Origin of the sequence: Bradyrhizobium sp. AZCC 2176, from assembly GCF_036924645.1 — a bacterium.
In the GTDB taxonomy this organism is placed as follows: domain Bacteria; phylum Pseudomonadota; class Alphaproteobacteria; order Rhizobiales; family Xanthobacteraceae; genus Bradyrhizobium.
On record NZ_JAZHRX010000001.1, the window covers coordinates 6,269,091 to 6,288,389 of the forward strand.

The window sequence follows — 19,299 nt, forward strand, 5'->3', positions numbered from 1 at the left end:
GGTAGCATATTCGTCTCCCTACCCCATCCCCTTGACCGACAATATGGCAAATTTGCCTTCTCCACGTCGGCGATCGGAGCACATCCGATGGTAAAGATACTGATGAGCCTTGCCGCCGTGGTGGTGATCGCGGTGGGCGGCTTCTTCGGCTTCGAGTTTTACACCCAGCATCGAATCGCGGGCGAGGTCGAGGCCGCGTTCGAGCAGATTCGCGCCTCGGGCGGCAAGGCAAGCCACGGCAAGGTGTCATTCGACCTGAAGAGCCGCACGCTCAGGATCGACGATATTGCCACTGAATCGGCATCGCAGACGCCGGTAAGCGTCAAGATCGCCAGCATCACCGCGTCCGGTGTCGGTCAGCCTGATGGGGCGCGCTTCTCGGCCGATGCCATCGAGGCGCTCGACCTCGAACTCAATACCAGGATGCCCGCAGGGGCAGATTGGCAAATCGCCTACAAGGTGCCGTTGATCATCGCGAAGGATTTTTCCGGTCCCGCAAGCCTGCCGCGGCCACCGGCATCGTCCTCCATCATCGACCTATATCGAATGCTTATCGAACAGCTTGGTGCGCTCACAGCCTCCTCGATCACGGCGCCCCGTGTTGCCGGCACCATGAGCTCCGGAAACCCGGCGCAGGGGAATGGAGAATTCGCCTATTCCAACCTTGCGCTACGCGACATCAAAGCCGGCAAGATCGCCGCTGTCACGATCGACCGGATGACTTTCACAGGGACCACGCAGCCGAAAGGCAAGCCCGAGAAGGTCATGGGTGAGCTGGCAAATCTCGCTGCGCAGGACGTCGATACGCTGGCCGCCGCAGCCCTCCTCGATCCGCAGCGAGCCAATGACGACCAATACTACCGCGTCTACCGGCAGATTAGTGCCGGCGCCTATACGATCACCTCAGGGCAAGGTCCGGCGGTGCGTATCGAGGGACTGACGGCCGAGGATATCGGGGCGCGGCCCTCGCGGCTGCAGTTGGCGGCGCTGCTGGCAACGATACCGTCCGGCACGGCGCAGCCCACGCCGGTGCAGGCGCGCGAAATGATGGAGAGGATCGCCAAAATTTACGAGGGCGTGCGTATCGGAAATGCCGAGATGCGCGGCTTTTCGATGGAAATGCCGGACGGCGGCTTCAAGCTCGCCTCGATGCGCTTCAGTCTGGAAAACGGAAAGACCGGCGAATTTGCGGTCGAGGGTTTTGACGGCCGCACGCCGCAGGGTCCCGTCAAGCTCAGCCGCTTCGCCCTGAAGAGCCTGGATATCGCCGGCTTGTTGCGCATGAGCGCGCTGTTCTCGAACCCGGCGCAACCGCCAGCGCCCGAGCAGGTGCTCGGCATGATCGCCCTGCTCGAGGGCGCCGAGCTCAAGGGCTTCGCTGCGCCCTACAAGAACACCGGCCGGCCGATCAACGTCGACCTCGTCAGCCTCGACTGGGGACAGTTCGTCGGACCGATCCCGAGCAAGGCACGGCTGATCGCAAAGATCTCCGGTCCGCTCGATGCGACGCATCCCGGCCAGCGAATGCTGATTGCCGCGGGCCTCGACAAGATGGCGATTGATCTCGATCTCGGCACGGCGTGGACCGAAGCATCACGCTCATTCGTGCTGGAGCCCGTGACGTTCGAGCTTGCCAGCATCCTGAAGGCGTCGGCAAAAATCTCGCTCGCCAACGTGCCGCGCGAGGTGTTCTCGATCAATCCGCTGCAGGCAGCCGCCGTCGCGACGCTAATCGAGGCAGGCACCGTCGAGCTCACGGTGCGCGATTTGGGTGGCGTCGATCTCGCGGTCGCCCACTATGCAAAGACGCAGAACATCAGCCGCGACGCGGCACGACAAGCGATCGTTGACGACATCAGAAGCAGCGCAGCGAAGTCGGAGACAAGCAATGCCGATGCTGTGGCCGCTGCCGAGGCGCTAGCGCGCTTTATCGAAACGCCGCGGACGACGCTGACGCTTAAGCTCACGCCGCTCGGCAAGGTGCCGGCAATGCAGCTCTTCCAGGCGTTGAAGATCGACCCGCTCGTCGCGCTTTCGCAATTCCGTATCGAGGCCTCGACGGCGCTGTGAACTACCCCTTGTCCGGCAGGTTGAGCCGGATGTGGAGTTCACGGAGCTGCTTGGTCGTGACTTCCGAGGGCGCGCCCATCAGCAGGTCCACGGCCTGCTGGTTCATCGGGAACAGCGAGATTTCGCGCAGGTTCGTGGTGCCGCAGAGCAGCATCACAATGCGGTCGACGCCGGCCGCCATGCCGCCATGCGGCGGGGCGCCGTACTGGAACGCGCGATACATGCCGCCGAACCGCTCGACGACATCCTTTTCGCCATAGCCCGCGATCTCGAACGCCTTCACCATCGCCTCAGGGCGGTGATTGCGGATACCGCCGGAGGCGATCTCGTAGCCGTTGCAGGTGATGTCGTACTGGAACGCCTTGATGGTCAGCGGGTCCTGCGTCTGCAACGCGTTGAGGCCCCCCTGCGGCATCGAGAACGGGTTGTGCGAGAAGTCGACCTTCTTGTCTTCCTCGTTGTACTCATACATCGGGAAGTCAACGATCCAGGCGAGTTCGAACCGGTCCTTGTCGATCAGGTTCAATTCCTCGGCCACCTTGGTGCGGGCGAGCCCCGAAAACTTCCAGAATTTTTCCGGGTCACCGGCGACAAAGAAGGCGGCGTCGCCCTCCTTCAAGCCAAGTTGCGTGCGGATTGCCGCCGTCCGCTCCGCGCCGATGTTGTTGGCCAAGGGACCTGCGCCCTCGCCGCCCTCGCGCCACATGATGTAGCCGAGGCCGGGCTGGCCTTCGCCCTGCGCCCATGAGTTCATGCGGTCACAGAAGGCGCGTGAACCGCCGCCCACACCGGGGATCGCCCAGACCTGGTTCTTCGGGTCTTCCAGCATCCGCGCGAACACCTTGAAGCCGGAGCCGCGGAAATGCTCGGAGACGTCCTGCATCTCGATCGGGTTGCGCAGATCCGGCTTGTCGGTGCCGTATTTGCGCAGAGACTCCGCAAAGGGAATCCGCCGCCAGCCCTTGGTCACGGGCCTGCCCTTGGCGAAATCCTCGAACACACCGGTGATGACAGGCTCCATCGCCGCAAAAACATCTTCTTGCGTGACAAAGCTCATCTCAACGTCGAGCTGGTAAAATTCGCCAGGCAGACGGTCGGCGCGCGGATCCTCGTCGCGGAAGCATGGCGCGATCTGGAAATAGCGGTCGAAGCCCGACATCATCAGGAGCTGCTTGTACTGCTGCGGCGCCTGCGGCAGCGCGTAGAACTTGCCGGGATGAATGCGTGACGGCACCAGAAAGTCGCGGGCGCCTTCCGGCGAGGACGCCGTCAGGATCGGGGTCTGGAACTCGAAGAAGCCCTGCTCCTTCATCCGCTTGCGCATGGAATCGACAATGGCGCCGCGGGTCATGATGTTCTGGTGCAGCTTCTCGCGACGGAGGTCGAGGAACCGGTACTTGAGCCTGATGTCTTCGGGATATTCCTGCTCGCCGAACACCGGCAGCGGCAGCTCGGCCGCAGGCCCCAGCACCTCGATCTCGCTGACATAGACTTCGACCATGCCGGTCGGCAGTTCCGGATTGTCGGTGCCATCGGGCCGGCGGCGCACCTTGCCGTCGATCCGCACCACCCATTCCGAGCGGAACTTTTCCACTTCCTTGAATGCCGGCGAGTCCGGGTCCGCCACGCATTGCGTGATGCCGTAATGGTCGCGCAGATCAATGAACAGCACGCCGCCATGGTCGCGGATGCGGTGGCACCAGCCGGAAAGACGGGCGGTCTGGCCGATGTCGCTGTCGCGGAGCGCGCCGCATGTATGTGACCGGTAGCGATGCATGGAATTTCCAAAAACAGATGTCGGAGGTCAGAATCGGGGCCAAAGGCCGCGCGGATTGCGGGAGGGTTTACCCGACGCCGCGAGGGGCGGCAACCAATGGCAGGGCCTGTTTTGCGCTCCGAAAGCGAGATTTCCGCTGCCGGCGGCCCGAACCGTTTGCCTATTCCCTGCCCGCGCCTATCTTTAGGCCATGACCGTCCATTTCCCGTTCCAGAACACCTATTCGGCCCTGCCGGCGAGCTTTTTCGCCCGCGTGGCCCCGACGCCCGTAGCCAGCCCGCGGCTGGTCAAGCTGAACCGGGCCCTGGCCGTCCAACTCGGCCTTGATCCTGACGTGCTGGAGAGCCCGGAAGGGGCCGAAATCCTCGCCGGAAAGCGCCTGCCCGACGGCGCCGACCCGATCGCGATGGCCTATGCCGGCCACCAGTTCGGCCAGTTCGTACCCCAGCTCGGCGACGGCCGGGCCATCCTGCTCGGCGAGGTCATCGATAAGGATGGCATCCGCCGCGACATCCAGCTCAAGGGAAGTGGCCCGACGCCATTCTCGCGCCGGGGCGACGGCCGCGCCGCGCTCGGCCCGGTCTTGCGAGAATACATCGTCAGCGAAGCGATGTTTGCGCTCGGCATCCCCACCACCCGATCGCTGGCCGCCGTGATCACCGGCGAGAGCGTCATGCGTGAGACCATGCTGCCGGGCGCGGTGCTGACCCGCGTGGCCGCAAGCCATATCCGCGTCGGCACCTTCCAGTTCTTTGCCGCGCGCGGCGACACCGATGGCGTGCGAGCGCTCGCCGACCACGTCATCGCCAGGCACTACCCTGAGATCGCCGGCGCCGAGCGTCCCTATCACGCGCTGCTCGAACGCGTCGTCGCCCGCCAGGCCGATCTTGTGGCGCGCTGGCTTCTGGTCGGCTTCATTCATGGCGTCATGAACACCGACAACACGTCCATCTCGGGCGAGACCATCGACTACGGCCCCTGCGCTTTCATGGACGAGTATAACCCCGCGCAAGTGTTCTCCTCGATCGACGAGTTGGGCCGCTACGCCTACGCCAACCAGCCGCGCATCGCACTGTGGAACCTGACACGGCTCGCCGAATGCCTGCTGCCGCTGTTTGCCGACGACCAGGACAAGGCGATCGAACAGGCGCAACTCATCCTCGGCGAATTCGCCGAAAAATTCACCGCCGCCTATCAGGCCGGCCTGCGCAAGAAGATCGGCCTGTTTACCGTTCGCGACGGTGACGAAGCGCTGGTGCAGGATCTGCTCGACGCCATGGCGAAGAACACGGCCGACTTTACCCTCACCTTCCGCCGCCTGAGCGATGCCGCTGCAGATGCCGATGACGACAGCGTCAGGGCGCAGTTCACCGATCCCACGGCCTTCGATGAATGGGCTACACGCTGGCACCAACGCCTCGCCGACGAACCGCAGTCTGCCGCCGAACGGCAGGCCGCAATGCGCGCGGTCAATCCAGCCTTCATCCCGCGCAACCACCGCGTCGAAGCCGTGATCGCGGCCGCCGTGAACAACGACTACGCGCCGTTCGAGGAATTGCTGACGGTGCTGTCGAAGCCGTATGAGGATCAGCCGGCTTACATCGCTTACACAGAGCCGCCGCTCCCCGACCAGCGCGTGCTACGCACGTTCTGCGGAACGTAGGAGCCACCGACCTTTCCACGTCATTGCGAGCGAAGCGAAGCAATCCAGTCTGCCGCGGAAAGAAAGAATAGATTGCTTCGTCGCTTCCACAATGACGATTGGGTGTCAGTTGCAGTGCCCCGATCCGTTAACCGAACTCCTTAAGCGCCCATCCACCATCCGCGCACGCGCATCTCTCCCAATTCCAAAAATTAAGAAACGGTCAACGCGCTCCCCACAATTCTAACGGTTTGTCGGGGAGAATTGCCGTGGACGCCTTTGCCTTCGAATTCATGGGAATGGTGATGATCGGGCTCTGCCTTGCCGTGCTCGCGATCCCGTCGGGCCGTCGACGGTCGCGGCGCGTCCGGTACGAGTAAGCGGTTTTTCGGAAAAGCGCCGTCATACCGCAAAAAGCGGGTATCCAGGACGCCGCGGCCTCTCCATTCATCACGAGCGTCTCCGGAATACTGGGTCGCCACGTCAAGCCGGCAATGATCAAGCCGTATCCGGCCGCCAGACGGACGCAAAAAAGCCGTGCTCAGGCTCAAATGCAGGGCTCAAATCTTCCGCGACACCCTTGACATATCAGCGTTTTCGGCAGAACGCCTGTCGGACGCGTCATGGATTGTTCATGGATCTGATTACGACCACTTCCGACCTCGCCGCCGCCTGCTCACGGCTCGCCCAGCATAAGGTCATCACCGTCGACACCGAGTTCCTGCGGGAGACGACCTACTACCCCCTGCTCTGCGTCGTGCAGATGGCGAGCGCGGAGGAAGCCGTCGTGATCGACACGCTGGCGCCTGGCATCGACCTCAAACCATTCTTCGACCTGATGGGGAACGAAGCGGTGCTGAAGGTGTTTCACGCCGCCCGCCAGGACATCGAGATCGTCTGGCACCAGTCCGGCACCATTCCGCATCCGATCTTCGATACGCAGGTCGCGGCGATGGTGCTGGGTTATGGCGACAGCATCGCCTATGACCAGCTTGTCGAGCGCGTCACCGGTCACCGGCCGGACAAGACCCACCGCTTCACCGATTGGTCGCGCCGGCCGCTGACGCCCGAACAGATGCATTACGCGGTCTCCGACGTCACCCATTTGCGCGACGTCTTTGCAGCACTCGATGCCGACCTGAAGAAGCGCGGCCGCAACGACTGGGTCAGCGAGGAAATGGAAGTCCTGACCTCACCCAGGACCTACGATTTCCACCCCGAGCGCGCCTGGGAGCGGCTGAAGACGCGCGTGCGCAAGCCGAAGGAACTCGCGGTGCTGATGGAAGTCGCGGCCTGGCGCGAGCAGGAAGCGCAAAGCCGCGATGTGCCGCGCTCGCGCGTGCTCAAGGATGATGCGGTCGGCGACATCGCCACCCACGCGCCGACCTCACTGGAGCGGCTCGCCAGTCTGCGCTCGCTGCCTAAGGGCTTCGACCGCTCGAAATGGGGCGCCGATATCATCGCCGCCGTGCAGCGCGGCCTCGCCCGTGATCCCCATACGCTGCCAAAAATCGAAAAGCCGCGCGGCAACTCCAACGGGGCTGCGACCGTCGAGCTCCTGAAAGTGCTGCTGCGGATGACATCGGAGCGCCACGCCGTCGCGAGCAAAGTGATCGCCACCGTCGACGACCTCGACCAGATCGCCGCCGACGACCACGCTGACGTCGCCGCCCTGCATGGCTGGCGCCGCGAATTGTTCGGCGAAGCGGCGCTGGCGCTGAAACACGGCAGGCTGGCGCTCGCGATCGAAAAAGGCCGCGTCGTCAGGGTGGATCGGGCTTAGGCCAGACGCTCGCGTTCCCCGGATGCTGCGCAGCGCGAAGCGGTGCGCTGCTGATCCGGGGTCCATACGCCGCAGCCATGGGTCCCGGCTCTGCGGTGCATCACTACGTGCTGCGCCGCGTCCGGGACACGAAGTCCACTACCACTTCAACTCCACCCCCACCGTGCCCTGATGCGACTGCATCAAGTTGCGGAATTTGGCGTCGTAGTTGACGTAGAGCCGCGCGGAATTGGTCAGGCTCAGCGACGCCGAGGCGCCGGCATCGGCGCCGTACTGGCTCTCGCCGATACCCTGGAACGTAATACTCTGCACGCCCTGGCTGACGGTGATGTCGGAGAAATTCTGCACGACATTGTCGACGAACTTGCCGTAGCCCGACAGGTCGAAGATCTTGCCATCGAAGATCCAGTAATGGCCGATCTCCGCGCCGATCAGCAGGCGTGCACGCTGCACGGTAGCGCCCGTCGCCATCACCGGGTCGAGGCCACCGATCTCCTGGAGCGCCCCGGTCTGGGCGCGGACATATTCGAACGCGGCCTTGGGCACGATGCGGCCCTGGTCCTTGGTCCAGTAATAGCTGATCTCGCTCAGGACGCCGTCGAGCTTCGCACTGTATCCGGCGGCCGCAAGACCGAGGCCAGTGTCGCGGCGCGAATTGATGTGGCCGAAACCGTGCACCACCGCGCTCGCCCAAGTCCACGGCCCGCTGTCGACGGAAGCGGTGAAACCGATCTGGGTCAGGTCGATTGCCGCCGACTGCAGTGCCAGCGGAATATCGATCGCGGAGCGGCTTTGGTCGATCGACAATCCGATATTGATGCCCGGCGCCACCCGCGCGCCGACCCCGGCCACACCGCCCCAGGTCTTTCTGCTGTCGCCGACGAAATCGCCGACTGCGCCGTTCTTGGTCGAGTTCCCGTAGCCTTCGAACCAGGTCCGGTAACGCGGCGCTTCGGTGCTCTCGGAGGCGCCGCCGCCGCCCGGATTGGTCCGCTGCAGGCGGTTGAAGCCGTTGCTCGACTGATTGCCCAGCCGTTCCAGGAAATTGTTGCCAAGATTGGTCACCGCCGCGCCCGACGACACCGTCGAGTTAATCACCGTAGGCGTCGGGCTTGGAGTAGGTGAAGGCGTCGGGGTAGGTGTCGGCGATTGCGCCTGCGCGGCAGACATGATGCCGACGAGAACGAACGCAATCGCAGCCAACCGCACGCACGCACGGCCGATGCCGATTTTTCGTGCCCGCGAAAGCCGCGATAAGCAGCGCATGCAATCCATTCCCAAAGGCAAAAGCGCCGGCCCGAAAAAATGCTCAAATCCCGATCAACCGGAGCGATTTGCCCCCAGTTCGCCGGAAGGGTCAATCGGTCAGCCCCCAGGCCGGCCGCCGAATACGCATCATTGTTGTTCGGCTGCCACAGCTCGCGCGACACGCGGCCACGCTTCCGGGCCCTGCCGAAACCTTGCGAACGCGCAAATTTCGTGTTGCAATCCGAGGTGCAATCGGATTCAGGCCGTTCGACTGTGCGTTTCGCGAGCAGGAAAATCTGGCAGCTACCGGGAAGCCCGTTTGTGGCGTGGCACGTGGAAAACGTGGCCGCGTCTTTTTTATATCTTATCTAGTCCAAACTTGGAGACAGGCGATGGCGATGCACAAGGGCAGCGTCAAGTGGTTCAACCCCACCAAGGGGTATGGGTTCATCAAGCCGGCGGGCGGCGAAAAGGACGTATTCGTCCACATCTCGGCCGTCGAGCGTGCGGGGCTCACCACTCTCAACGAGAACCAGCACATTGAGTACGACCTCGTCGAAAACCGCGGCAAGACATCCGCGGAAAACCTCAAAGTCACCTAGACTTGGTCATGCTGATTGCCCCCGGCCTCGCCGGGGGATTTTGTTTGCGCCCTGCCCTGGGCATTCAAGCCGCGGCCCGGCAACCGGCGATTTCGCCGAGTTCCGGATAGAACCGCGCGGTCATCCGGCCGACATACCGCCGCAAACTGTCATGGCTTGCGGCCGCCCGCTGCAGATCCGACTCGAACAGCGGACAAATCGCACTGACCGCGAAGGCAAACATTGTCGCATCGATGCCGGCGGGCGCGCTACCCATGAAGAACGGCTTGTCGCCGAGATAGGCCGCCATCGCGTCGATCGAGCGGATTCCGATCGCGGTGATCTCGTCGGCGGAGTGACGGCCGATCCCCTGCCCGTGCAACGTCTTGCGCAGGCGGCGGCGAACCATTGAGGCGACGACGGGCCGGACCGGCGCAGGGACCCCCTTGAAGAAACTGACCGGCCCTTTGCGGAAATTGTCGTCGATCATCCAGCGGAAATAGACGCTGGCCCAGTATAAATTATCCTCCGCCATTTTCTCGAACGCCCAGGAGATGGCGAGCTGCTCGGCGGTGAGGCCCTGATCGAAGTCGATGCCGTATTTCTTCTCGAGGTGCCAGCGGATCAGCGTGGAGTCGCCGAGCAACTGGCCGTCGTCCTCGATGTAGGGGATCTTCCCCTTGGGCGCCTTCGAAAAGCTCATCAGCGCCTTTTCGAACGGGAGTTTCGACATCCGCAACAAGGTCTCGGCCTTGGTCACGAACGGGCTTGCGTCGGGAAGACCGAAATTGGGTCCGGAGCCATAGAGCGTGATCATGGAACCTCCATGAATTTGCGGAGCGCGGCTATCGCGCTCGTTCGCGCACACCGGCAGATAATATCAGATCGTCCGCGGCGAAATCAGGGTGCCGTCGCGGTCGGCGCTGTCGGCGAACTTGCATATGTCGCCTTCGAGGCGAAGCTTGCCGCTCGCAAGCAAACGCAGCGCCTCGGGGTAGATGCGATGCTCGATGCCGAGAATGCGCTGCGACAGCGTCTCGGCCGTGTCGCCATCGGCCACCGTGACCGCGCCCTGCATTATGATTGGCCCGGCGTCGGTTTCCGGAATCACGAAGTGCACGGTCGCGCCCGAGATCTTCACCCCGGCCTGCAAGGCCTGGCCGTGCGGATCGAGGCCGGGAAAGGATGGCAGCAGCGACGGGTGAATGTTGAGCATCCTGCCGTACCAGCGCCGCACGAATTCAGCGGTGAACAGCCGCATGAATCCGCCAAGGCAAATCAGCTCGACCTGCTTTTCCTCCAGCTCCCGCTGCAGGACGGCTTCGAAGCCGGCGCGATCCTTGCCGAACGGCTTGCTCTCGATGACCCTGGTCGGGATGCCGCTCGCGGCTGCCCTCTCCAGCCCGGCCGCATCGGCCCGATTGGAAATGACGGCGACGATCTCGGCCGGAAAATCCACAGCCTTCGCCGCATCGATCAGCGCGGCCATGTTCGAGCCGCGCCCGGAAATCAGGATGGCGACACGGCGCTTCATTGCGCGAGATCAAGGTGACCGTTGTAGACCACGCGATGTTCGCCCGCCGCCGGGATCACTTCGCCGAGCAGGGCGACGGTCTCGCCGCTTTCGGTCAGCACCTGCGTCACCTGCTCGATCGCATCCGGCTTGACGATCGCGATCATACCAATGCCGCAGTTGAAGGTGCGCAACAATTCGAGTTCGGCGATGCCGCCTTGCTCCGCCAGCCATTTGAACACTGGCAGCACCGGCAGCCGCGCCAGGTCGATGCCGACGCCGAGATGCTTTGGCAGCACGCGCGGAATGTTGTCGGTGAAGCCGCCGCCGGTGATATGGGCGAGGCCCTTGATCGCGCCGGTCTCGCGAATCGCGCGCAGGCAGGACTTCACATAGAGCCGCGTCGGCACCAGCAGCGCGCCCCCCAACGTCATCACCGGCGAGAACGGCGCCGGTGCATCGAAGGTGAGGCGCGAGTTTTCCACGATCTTGCGGACCAACGAGAAGCCATTGGAATGCACGCCCGACGAGGCCAACCCGACCACGGCGTCGCCCACTGCGATGTCCGCGCTCGGCAGCAGCGTGCCGCGCTCGGCGGCTCCGACCGCAAAGCCCGCGAGGTCGTAATCGCCGTCCTTGTAAAGGCCCGGCATTTCGGCGGTCTCGCCGCCGATCAGGGCGCAGCCGGATTCCCGGCAGCCCTCGGCGACGCCGGCCACAATGGCCGCGGCCGCCTGGGGGTCGAGCTTGCCGCAGGCAAAATAGTCGAGGAAGAACAGCGGTTCCGCGCCCTGCACCACGAGGTCGTTGACCGACATCGCCACCAGGTCGATGCCGATGCCGCCATGCAGGCCGGTTTCGATCGCGATCTTGACCTTGGTGCCGACGCCGTCGGTCGCCGCCACCAGCACCGGATCCTTGAAACCCGCCGCCTTGAGGTCGAACAGGCCACCGAATCCGCCGATTTCAGCGTCTGCGCCCGCCCGGGCGGTGGCGCGGACCATCGGCTTGATGAGATCGACCAAGCGGTTGCCCGCCTCGATATCGACGCCCGAATCCGCGTAAGTGAGCCCGTTTTTGCGGTCGATCATGCCCAATTCCAGTATGATGACGGCTGGTTACGAGGAATTCCGCGATCCTGCAATGGCTCGCAAGCGCTTGGCGCATATACTATGTAGATAAGGACCGGCTGAACCCGCCAGGGGCCGGATTTAGGCCGGAAGCCGGGAAGCGACCGAGTTGAGCATTCCGAATATCATTACGCTGGGCCGCATCATTCTGGTGCCGGTCATCGTGTGGGCGATCGTTTCCAGCCAGATGGAGATCGCCTTCGCGATCTTCGTCATTGCCGGGGTCAGCGACGCCGTCGACGGCTTTCTCGCCAAGCGGTTCAACATGTCGAGTGAGTTGGGCGCCCTGCTCGACCCGCTCGCCGACAAGGCCCTGCTGGTGTCGATCTTCGTGGCACTCGGCATCTGGGGCGCGGTTCCGCGCTGGCTCGTCATTCTTGTGGTGTCGCGCGACATCATGATCGTCGCGGCCGTGATCGTCTCATGGCTGTTCGACAAGCCTATACCGATGAAACCGCTGATGGTGTCGAAGCTCAATACGGTGGCGCAGGTAGCGTTCGCGGCGCTGGTGCTGGCTTCGCTCGGTTTCAATTTCAAGCCGGCACCCTATGACGTCATCCTGATGGGTTTTGTTACGGTCTTTACATTGGTTTCCGTCTCGCTCTATCTCGTCGAGTGGGTGCGGCACATGAGCACGATCGAAGCGCGCTAGATCGTGTATTTGGCCAATATCCCGGCCTGGAGATTTGCGTGGCAGTCCGCGTTCAACCTCGTCAGCTAGCCTTTGCGCTGCCGCATGCGGAAAGCGTGACCCGCGACAATTTCCTGGAAGGGCCGGCAAATGAAGCCGCGCTCTCGCTGATCGAAAGCTGGCCCGACTGGCCGAACCGCATCATGCTGCTGGTCGGACCTGAGGGCTCCGGCAAAAGCCATCTCGCCGCGATCTGGGCCGAACAGGCCGGCGCGCGCGCGACATCGGCCCACGCGCTTGATCCCGCCGCCGTACCCGGCGCGCTCGCCACCGGCGCACTGGTGATCGAAGATTTGAGACCGGCCGATTTCGACGAACGCGCGATGTTTCACCTCCTGAACCTGGCGCGCGAGGACGGAGCCTTCGTCCTGATCACGGGGCGCATACCGCCTGTGGCGTTCGAGATCGAACTGCGCGATCTCAGGTCGCGGCTGCGCGCCGCACCCGTCGTGTCGCTATTGCCGCCCGACGACCTCCTGTTTCGCGGCCTGATCATCAAATTCTGCGCGGACCGCCAACTGAGCATCGACGAGACGGTGGTAAGCTACCTCGCGAGCCGGATCGAGCGCTCCTATGCCGCCGCCCGTCAGGCAGTAGAACTCCTGGATACCGAAGCGCTGCGGCTCGGCCGGCCGGTAACCCGGGCGCTGGCCGCGGAACTGCTGCGCGACGCCTGACCCGACGGGTGCGTGCTGCTTCCTGCCGCCTTGACGGCGGCTGTCGGCGGAACATCAATGTCATTGAAACGTCATCGGCGTATCACATGGTGTGGGCGGCATCCCCTTAGTCTAGCTCACACCTCTCCCGAGATGGATCAAAGCCTTATGGAATCGGCGCAAGTACTTGAAATAAAAGAAAAAGAACCGATTACCGAAGCTCCGCCCTCGATTGCCACGAGCCCGGAACGATTCATCAATCGGGAGCTGTCCTGGCTGCATTTCAACCGGCGGGTGCTCGAGGAGTCGGTCAATCCAGGCCATCCCGTGCTGGAACGGGTGCGATTCCTGTCGATTTCTGCCAATAACCTTGATGAGTTCTTCATGGTCCGCGTCGCCGGCATCAAGGCGCAGGTCCGCGAAGGCATCGCCGAGCGCAGTCCGGATGGGCTAACCCCATCCGAGCAGCTCACCCTCATCAACAAGTCGGTTTCGGAACTCGCGTCCGATCAGCAGGCAATCTGGCGCGATCTACGCAATATCCTGTCCGACACCGGCATCCTGCTGGTCGACGGCCATGATTTCACCAAGGCGGAGCGCGGCTGGCTCGAGGATCACTTCCTCCGCAACATTTTCCCGCTGCTGACGCCGCTGGCGATCGATCCCGCGCACCCGTTCCCGTTCATCCCCAGCCTCGGCTTCACTATCGCCCTGCAATTGTCGCGGACTTCCGACGGCAAGGCGATGAACGCGCTGATCCGCATGCCCGGCAAGATCGACCGGTTCATTCGCATGCCCCACAAGGACGGCGCAGTGCACCTGATTCCGCTCGAGCAGGCCACCGGCCTGTTCATCGGCCGCCTGTTCCCCGGCTACACCGTCAAGGGCCAGGGCGCGTTCCGCATCATCCGCGACTCCGAACTCGAAATCGAGGAAGAGGCCGAGGATCTGGTGCGCGTCTTCGAGACCGCGCTGAAGCGGCGCCGGCGTGGTTCGGTGATCCGGCTGGAGATGGAAGCCAAGATGCCGGAAGCGCTGCGCGCCTTCGTGCAGGAGGCGCTGTCCGCCGCCGACGACGAGGTGTTTCTGGTCGACGGCGTACTGGCGATGAACGAACTCTCGCAGCTCACGCGGCTCGACCGGCCCGACCTCGAATTCATGCCCTATGTGCCGCGTCATCCCGAGCGGGTGCGCGACCATGGCGGCGACATCTTCGCGGCGATCCGGCAGAAGGACCTCATCGTCCATCACCCCTACGAATCCTTCGATGTCGTCGTGCAGTTCCTGCAGCAGGCCGCGCGCGATCCCGATGTCGTCGCCATCAAGCAGACACTCTACCGCACCTCGAACAATTCTCCGATCGTACGCACGCTTGCCGAGGCTGCGGAAGCCGGCAAGTCGGTGACCGCGCTGATCGAGTTGAAGGCACGGTTCGACGAGGAAGCCAATATCCGCTGGGCGCGCGACCTCGAACGCGCCGGCGTGCAGGTCGTGTATGGTTTTCTCGAACTGAAGACGCACGCCAAGCTGTCGATGGTGGTGCGACGCGAGGGCGGTAGTCTGACGACCTATGTGCATACCGGCACCGGTAATTATCATCCGGTCACCGCGCGGATCTATACCGACCTATCCTACTTCACCTCGGATCCGATCATCGGCCGCGATGCGGCGCGGGTGTTCAACTACATCACCGGCTATGCCGAGCCGAGCGACATCGAGCGGATGGCGGTATCGCCGCTGACGCTGCGCAAGCGCATCATCGAACACATCAAGGGCGAGACCAATCACAGCAGGCATGGCAAGCCGGCAGCGATCTGGATGAAGATGAACTCGCTGGTCGACCCTGACATCATCGACGCGCTCTACGAGGCCTCGCAGGCCGGCGTTTCGATCGAACTGGTGGTGCGCGGCATCTGCTGCCTGCGCCCCGGCCTGCCCGGCCTGTCCGACAACATCCGCGTCAAATCGGTGATCGGCCGCTTCCTGGAGCACGGCCGAATCTACTGCTTTGGTATGGGGCAAGGCCTGCCCGGCCCGAAAGCGGCTGTGTATATCTCGTCGGCCGACATGATGCCGCGAAACCTCGACCGTCGCGTCGAGGTGCTCTGTCCATTGCAAAATCCCACGGTGCATCAGCAGGTTCTCGAACAGATCATGGTCGCGAACCTGAAGGATACCGAACAGAGCTGGCAGTTGTTGCCGGACGGGTCGTCAACGCGTATGAAGGCCGCGAAAGGCGAAGAGCCGTTCAATCTACACAACTATTTCATGACGAATCCGAGTCTGTCAGGCCGTGGAAAGTCTCTCAAGGAATCTTCGCCGCGTCGCCTCACGCGCCGTACCGAGCGCCAGCAATCGTCATAAGGGGCCGCGGCTGTGAAGCGGCCGCGCAAGCGCGCTTCCAGCGTCGCCGTCATCGACATCGGTTCGAACTCGGTTCGTCTCGTCGTCTATGAGACGATGGCGCGCAGCCTCGTCACCATCTTCAACGAGAAGGCGCTGTGCGGGCTTGGACGCGAGGTGCAGAGCACTGGTTTGTTGGCGGAGGACGCGGTTGCCAAAGCGCTGACGGCGCTCCGGCGATTCCGGGCGCTGTGCCGCATCCAGCAAGTGGGACGCGTCTTCGCCATCGCCACCGCAGCCTGCCGCGACGCCAAGAACGGTGCGGACTTCATCGCCAAGGCCGAGCGTATCTGCGGCGCCAGCATTCAAATCCTGTCGGGGCCGCGCGAGGCAAAACTTTCCGCGCTCGGCGTCGTCTCCGGCATCCACAATCCCGACGGCATTGTCGGCGATCTCGGCGGCGGCTCGCTCGAACTGATCGACGTGAACCGCAACCGCGTCAGCAGCGGCGTCACGCTGCCACTCGGCAGCCTGGCGCTGCAGGACCTGTCGCACAAATCACTGAAGCGCGCCGAACGCATCGTCAACAACGATCTGTCCGACGTGGCCCAGCTCAAGGCCGCCCACGGCCGCACCTTCTATGCGGTCGGCGGCACCTGGCGCGCGCTGGCGCGCATCCACATCGTCCAGAGCGGCTATCCGCTACGGGTGATGCACGGCTATTCGCTACCCGCCGCCGACGCGCTGGATTTCGCGCGGCGCCTGCGCCGGCTCGCAGCCGCCAACATGCTCGCCGATATCGAGGTGGTCGCCGACGCGCGGCGACCGCTCCTCACCTATGCGGCGCTGGTGCTCGAATACATCATCCGCGTCGGCAAGCCGAAGACGATCGTGTTTTCGACCTTCGGCGTGCGCGAGGGTCTGCTCTACGAGATGCTGCCGCCGCAGGAGCGCGGCAAGGATGGCTTTATCTGCGCCGCGCAAACCCTGAACGGGCTGCTGTCGCGCTCCGCACGCCATGCCGAAGAACTGGTCGCCTGGACCGATCGGCTGGTGCGAGTCGTGAGGCTGCGCGAGACCGAGGAAGATCGCCGCCTGCGCCACGCCGCGTGCCTGCTTTCCGATATCGGCTGGCGCGTGCATCCCGACCATCGCGGCGAGGAAACGCTGAGCCTGATCACCAACGGCAATTTCGGCTCGATCAGCCACCAGGGCCGCGCCTTTGTCGCGCTGTCGGTGTTCTACCGTTATGCCGGCCTGAGCGAGGAGAACGAACCGCCGACGCAGATTCGCGAACTGGTGCCGCCGGTGATGGACGAGCGCGCCCGCATTCTTGGCGCCGCCTTCCGCGTCGCGCATCTGATCTCGGCGGCGCGCACCGGCGTGCTGCCCGCGACGCATTTCCGATCCCGCAGCCGCAAGCTGATGCTGGTGTTCGAGCACCGCATGGTCGATCTCGTCGCCGACCGCGTCGGCAGCCGCTTCAAGCAACTGGCACGGCTGGTCGGCCGCGCGGGCTCGATCGTGCGAAGCTGAGAATGGCTTTCCCGCACTGCGCGCCACCGTCCCGTCTGCGCCTGCAACTTAAGGGACGTGACCAATCCGCGCGAATATCAGAAAATGTCGAAAAGACTTTCAAAACAGAGCCTTGGCAATACAACCGATTGCTAAGGTTAGCGGCTTGGTAACGGCCAACTGGTAGTAACGAAGAGGCCATCATCAGGGCCGCTACCGGGAGGTATCCCATGCATGCGAAGCGCGAGGCTGTTTCGGGCACCCTCACCGTCAAGACCACCCTCGCCCTCATCGTTGGAGTGCTCGCGGCACTGGTTCTGATCTCCTGCGCCATTGCCGGAACGGATGCCTGGCGCAGCTACGCAGCCGCCGTCCGTGTCGCCGAGGTGAATGCAAATGCCGATCAATTGCTCAAGGGGTTGGAGAACATTCAGCTCGAACGCGGCCAGACCAACACCGCCCTGCAGGCCCCTGCCCCGACAAACGCGGAGACGCGCGAATTGATCCAGAAACGCCGTTCGCAGGGCGATGCCGTCCTGGCACCGGCGCTCCGGCAGATTGCTGCCACCGCGACGCCGGAAGGCAACAAGCTGATTGCCGAACTCGAGCAGGCCTATGAACGCGTAAAGCAGCTCCGCCGCAGCGCGGATTCCGCCCTTCAGGCTCCGAAGGAGCAGCGCGACGCCGAACTGCTGAAATCCTGGTACCCGGCGGTCTCGGATCTCCTGACGCGGGTTCAATCGCTCTGGACCGCAGCCTCGCGCGAGATCAGCAAGGAAGACGCCATCGTCGGCGAGCTGACGATGGTCAAGCAGAGTGCGTTCCTGATGCGCGAATATGCCGGCCGCGAACGCGCTGTTCATGCCGGCAACATCTCGGCGAGCCGCGCGCTGTCGACCGAGCAGCAACGCGACATCGCCGGCTGGCGGGGTCATGTGCAGTCGAACTGGCAGACGCTCCGCGATCTAACCGCCGGTGCGGCGCCGCCGCTGACATCCGCGGTCGCCGCCGCGGAGCAAAACTTTCTCGGCAACTTCAAAGTTCAAACCGATACGGTCTACAAGGCCGGCGCGGCCGGCGCCAGCTATTCAACGACGGTCCAGCAATGGTACGACGCGTCGAACCCTGCGCTGGAATTCATCGTGCGTATCAAGGATGCCGCGGTCGAAGTCACCAACGTCCACGCGGCGGCCAAGGCTGCAGCGGCGCGGGCGCAGCTCCTTCTGGTCGCCCTCGTCACGCTGCTCGGTATCGGTGTCAGCCTGACGTCGATCTGGATTCTGTCTCGCCGCATCATCCGCCCGGTGACGGCCATGACGGCTGCCATGCAACGCCTCGCCGGCGGCGACATGTCGATTGACATTCCGGCGCTCGCGCGGGCCGACGAGGTCGGCGAGATGGCGCGGTCAGTCGCGGTCTTCCGCGACAACGCCATCAGGGCAAACACACTGGCTGCCGATCAGCGAGCGGGAGCAGCAGAAGAAGGAGCATCGCCAACAGGTGATGGAGACGCTGACGCAGGGCTTCGACCAGAATGCCACCCACGTGCTCGATGCCGTCGCCACATCGATTGTCGAGATGCGCGCCACCGCCGAAAAGATGGCGGCCGTCGCGAGCGAGAATACCAGCAAGGCGTCGGCGGTGGCATCGGGCGCGCAGGAAACGTCGAGTAACGTCCAGACCGTGGCGACCGCCACGGAGGAACTATCCGCATCCGTCACCGAGATCAGCCGGCAGGTCACCCAATCGGCGGTCATCGCAGCAAAAGCCGTGCAGGAAGCACAAGGGACCAACGCCGAGATCCAGGGGCTCGCCGCCATGGCCCAGCGGATCGGCGACATCGTCAAGCTGATCAACAACATCGCTTCGCAGACCAATCTGCTGGCGCTCAATGCAACCATCGAAGCGGCGCGCGCCGGCGACAGCGGCCGGGGCTTTGCCGTCGTCGCGGCCGAGGTGAAGAGCCTGGCCGAGCAGACCTCAAAGGCGACCGAAGAAATCGCCTCCCAGATCGCCGCGATCCAGGGAGCCACGCAGAAATCCGTCGTCTCGATCGAGGCGATCGGCAAAACCATCGGCGAAATCAGCGAGATCGCAACGACCATTGCGTCCGCCATCGAGCAGCAGGGCGCAGCCACCCAGGAGATCGCGCGCAATGTGCAGCAGGCCGCGGCCGGTACCCAGGAAGTATCCGCCAATGTCGGCGGCGTGACCGAGGGCGCCGCGGCCACCGGCCTTGCGGCAAACCAGGTCGAGACCGCCGCCAGCAACCTGTCGCGACAATCGCAGCAATTGCGCGAGCAAGTCGACGCGTTTCTCAGTCAGGTGCGCGCGGCGTAACCCCGCTCGG

General features: G+C 63.7%; 15 protein-coding genes. 10 read left to right on the forward strand and 5 right to left on the reverse strand.

Annotated features, from left to right (window positions below; genetic code table 11):
* Positions 1–87 precede the first annotated feature (87 nt).
* On the forward strand, positions 88–2,070 hold the full coding sequence (locus tag V1288_RS29645; RefSeq protein WP_334360393.1) for a hypothetical protein: 1,983 nt from the start codon (positions 88–90) through the stop codon (positions 2,068–2,070).
* A gap of 1 nt (position 2,071) precedes the next feature.
* On the opposite strand, the gene aspS is transcribed toward V1288_RS29645, so the two are convergent.
* Positions 2,072–3,847, reverse strand: coding sequence for an aspartate--tRNA ligase (aspS, locus tag V1288_RS29650; RefSeq protein WP_334360394.1), 1,776 nt, complete (start codon positions 3,845–3,847; stop codon positions 2,072–2,074).
* 190 nt (positions 3,848–4,037) lie between these two features.
* Here aspS and V1288_RS29655 point away from each other — a divergent pair, with 190 nt between their 5' ends.
* Both V1288_RS29655 and rnd read left to right on the forward strand, forming a co-directional pair.
* On the forward strand, positions 4,038–5,510 hold the full coding sequence (locus V1288_RS29655; RefSeq protein ID WP_334360395.1) for a protein adenylyltransferase SelO: 1,473 nt from the start codon (positions 4,038–4,040) through the stop codon (positions 5,508–5,510).
* A gap of 613 nt (positions 5,511–6,123) precedes the next feature.
* Positions 6,124–7,272 carry a ribonuclease D gene (gene rnd / locus V1288_RS29660; protein ID WP_334360396.1) on the forward strand — a complete coding sequence of 383 codons (1,149 nt, stop codon included), beginning with the start codon at positions 6,124–6,126 and terminating at the stop codon, positions 7,270–7,272.
* A gap of 138 nt (positions 7,273–7,410) precedes the next feature.
* Here rnd and V1288_RS29665 read toward each other — a convergent pair whose 3' ends face one another.
* Positions 7,411–8,538 carry an autotransporter outer membrane beta-barrel domain-containing protein gene (locus V1288_RS29665; protein ID WP_334360397.1) on the reverse strand — a complete coding sequence of 376 codons (1,128 nt, stop codon included), beginning with the start codon at positions 8,536–8,538 and terminating at the stop codon, positions 7,411–7,413.
* A 380-nt stretch (positions 8,539–8,918) separates the two neighbouring features.
* Between V1288_RS29665 and V1288_RS29670 the strand changes: the two genes are divergently transcribed.
* Positions 8,919–9,122: a cold-shock protein gene (locus V1288_RS29670; RefSeq protein WP_334361437.1), complete on the forward strand. Its 204-nt coding sequence runs from the start codon at positions 8,919–8,921 to the stop codon at positions 9,120–9,122.
* A gap of 64 nt (positions 9,123–9,186) precedes the next feature.
* Here V1288_RS29670 and V1288_RS29675 read toward each other — a convergent pair whose 3' ends face one another.
* The 3 genes from V1288_RS29675 to purM form a co-directional block, all read right to left on the reverse strand.
* A complete protein-coding gene (locus tag V1288_RS29675; RefSeq protein WP_334360398.1) occupies positions 9,187–9,918 on the reverse strand; it encodes a glutathione S-transferase family protein in 732 nt (243 codons plus the stop codon).
* A gap of 63 nt (positions 9,919–9,981) precedes the next feature.
* A complete protein-coding gene (gene purN / locus V1288_RS29680) occupies positions 9,982–10,635 on the reverse strand; it encodes a phosphoribosylglycinamide formyltransferase (RefSeq protein WP_334360399.1) in 654 nt (217 codons plus the stop codon).
* Positions 10,632–11,705: a phosphoribosylformylglycinamidine cyclo-ligase gene (gene purM, locus V1288_RS29685; protein WP_334360400.1), complete on the reverse strand. Its 1,074-nt coding sequence runs from the start codon at positions 11,703–11,705 to the stop codon at positions 10,632–10,634. The genes purN and purM overlap by 4 nt, the downstream gene beginning before the upstream one ends.
* A 148-nt stretch (positions 11,706–11,853) precedes the next feature.
* Here purM and V1288_RS29690 point away from each other — a divergent pair, with 148 nt between their 5' ends.
* The 6 genes from V1288_RS29690 to V1288_RS29715 all read left to right on the forward strand — a co-directional run bounded on the left by V1288_RS29690 (position 11,854) and on the right by V1288_RS29715 (position 19,289).
* A complete protein-coding gene (locus V1288_RS29690) occupies positions 11,854–12,396 on the forward strand; it encodes a CDP-alcohol phosphatidyltransferase family protein (protein WP_334360401.1) in 543 nt (180 codons plus the stop codon).
* 38 nt (positions 12,397–12,434) lie between these two features.
* Entirely contained in the window at positions 12,435–13,112 is a 678-nt protein-coding gene (locus V1288_RS29695) for a chromosomal replication initiator DnaA (protein ID WP_334360402.1), read from the forward strand.
* A 147-nt stretch (positions 13,113–13,259) separates the two neighbouring features.
* Positions 13,260–15,455 carry an RNA degradosome polyphosphate kinase gene (locus tag V1288_RS29700; protein WP_334360403.1) on the forward strand — a complete coding sequence of 732 codons (2,196 nt, stop codon included), beginning with the start codon at positions 13,260–13,262 and terminating at the stop codon, positions 15,453–15,455.
* Positions 15,456–15,467: 12 nt separating this feature from the next.
* Positions 15,468–16,970: an exopolyphosphatase gene (gene ppx, locus V1288_RS29705; RefSeq protein WP_334360404.1), complete on the forward strand. Its 1,503-nt coding sequence runs from the start codon at positions 15,468–15,470 to the stop codon at positions 16,968–16,970.
* A gap of 209 nt (positions 16,971–17,179) precedes the next feature.
* Positions 17,180–18,622, forward strand: a complete 1,443-nt coding sequence (locus V1288_RS29710; protein WP_334360405.1) for a HAMP domain-containing protein — start codon at positions 17,180–17,182, stop codon at positions 18,620–18,622.
* Positions 18,528–19,289, forward strand: coding sequence for a methyl-accepting chemotaxis protein (locus V1288_RS29715; protein WP_334360406.1), 762 nt, complete (start codon positions 18,528–18,530; stop codon positions 19,287–19,289). The genes V1288_RS29710 and V1288_RS29715 overlap by 95 nt, the downstream gene beginning before the upstream one ends.
* Positions 19,290–19,299 lie beyond the last annotated feature (10 nt).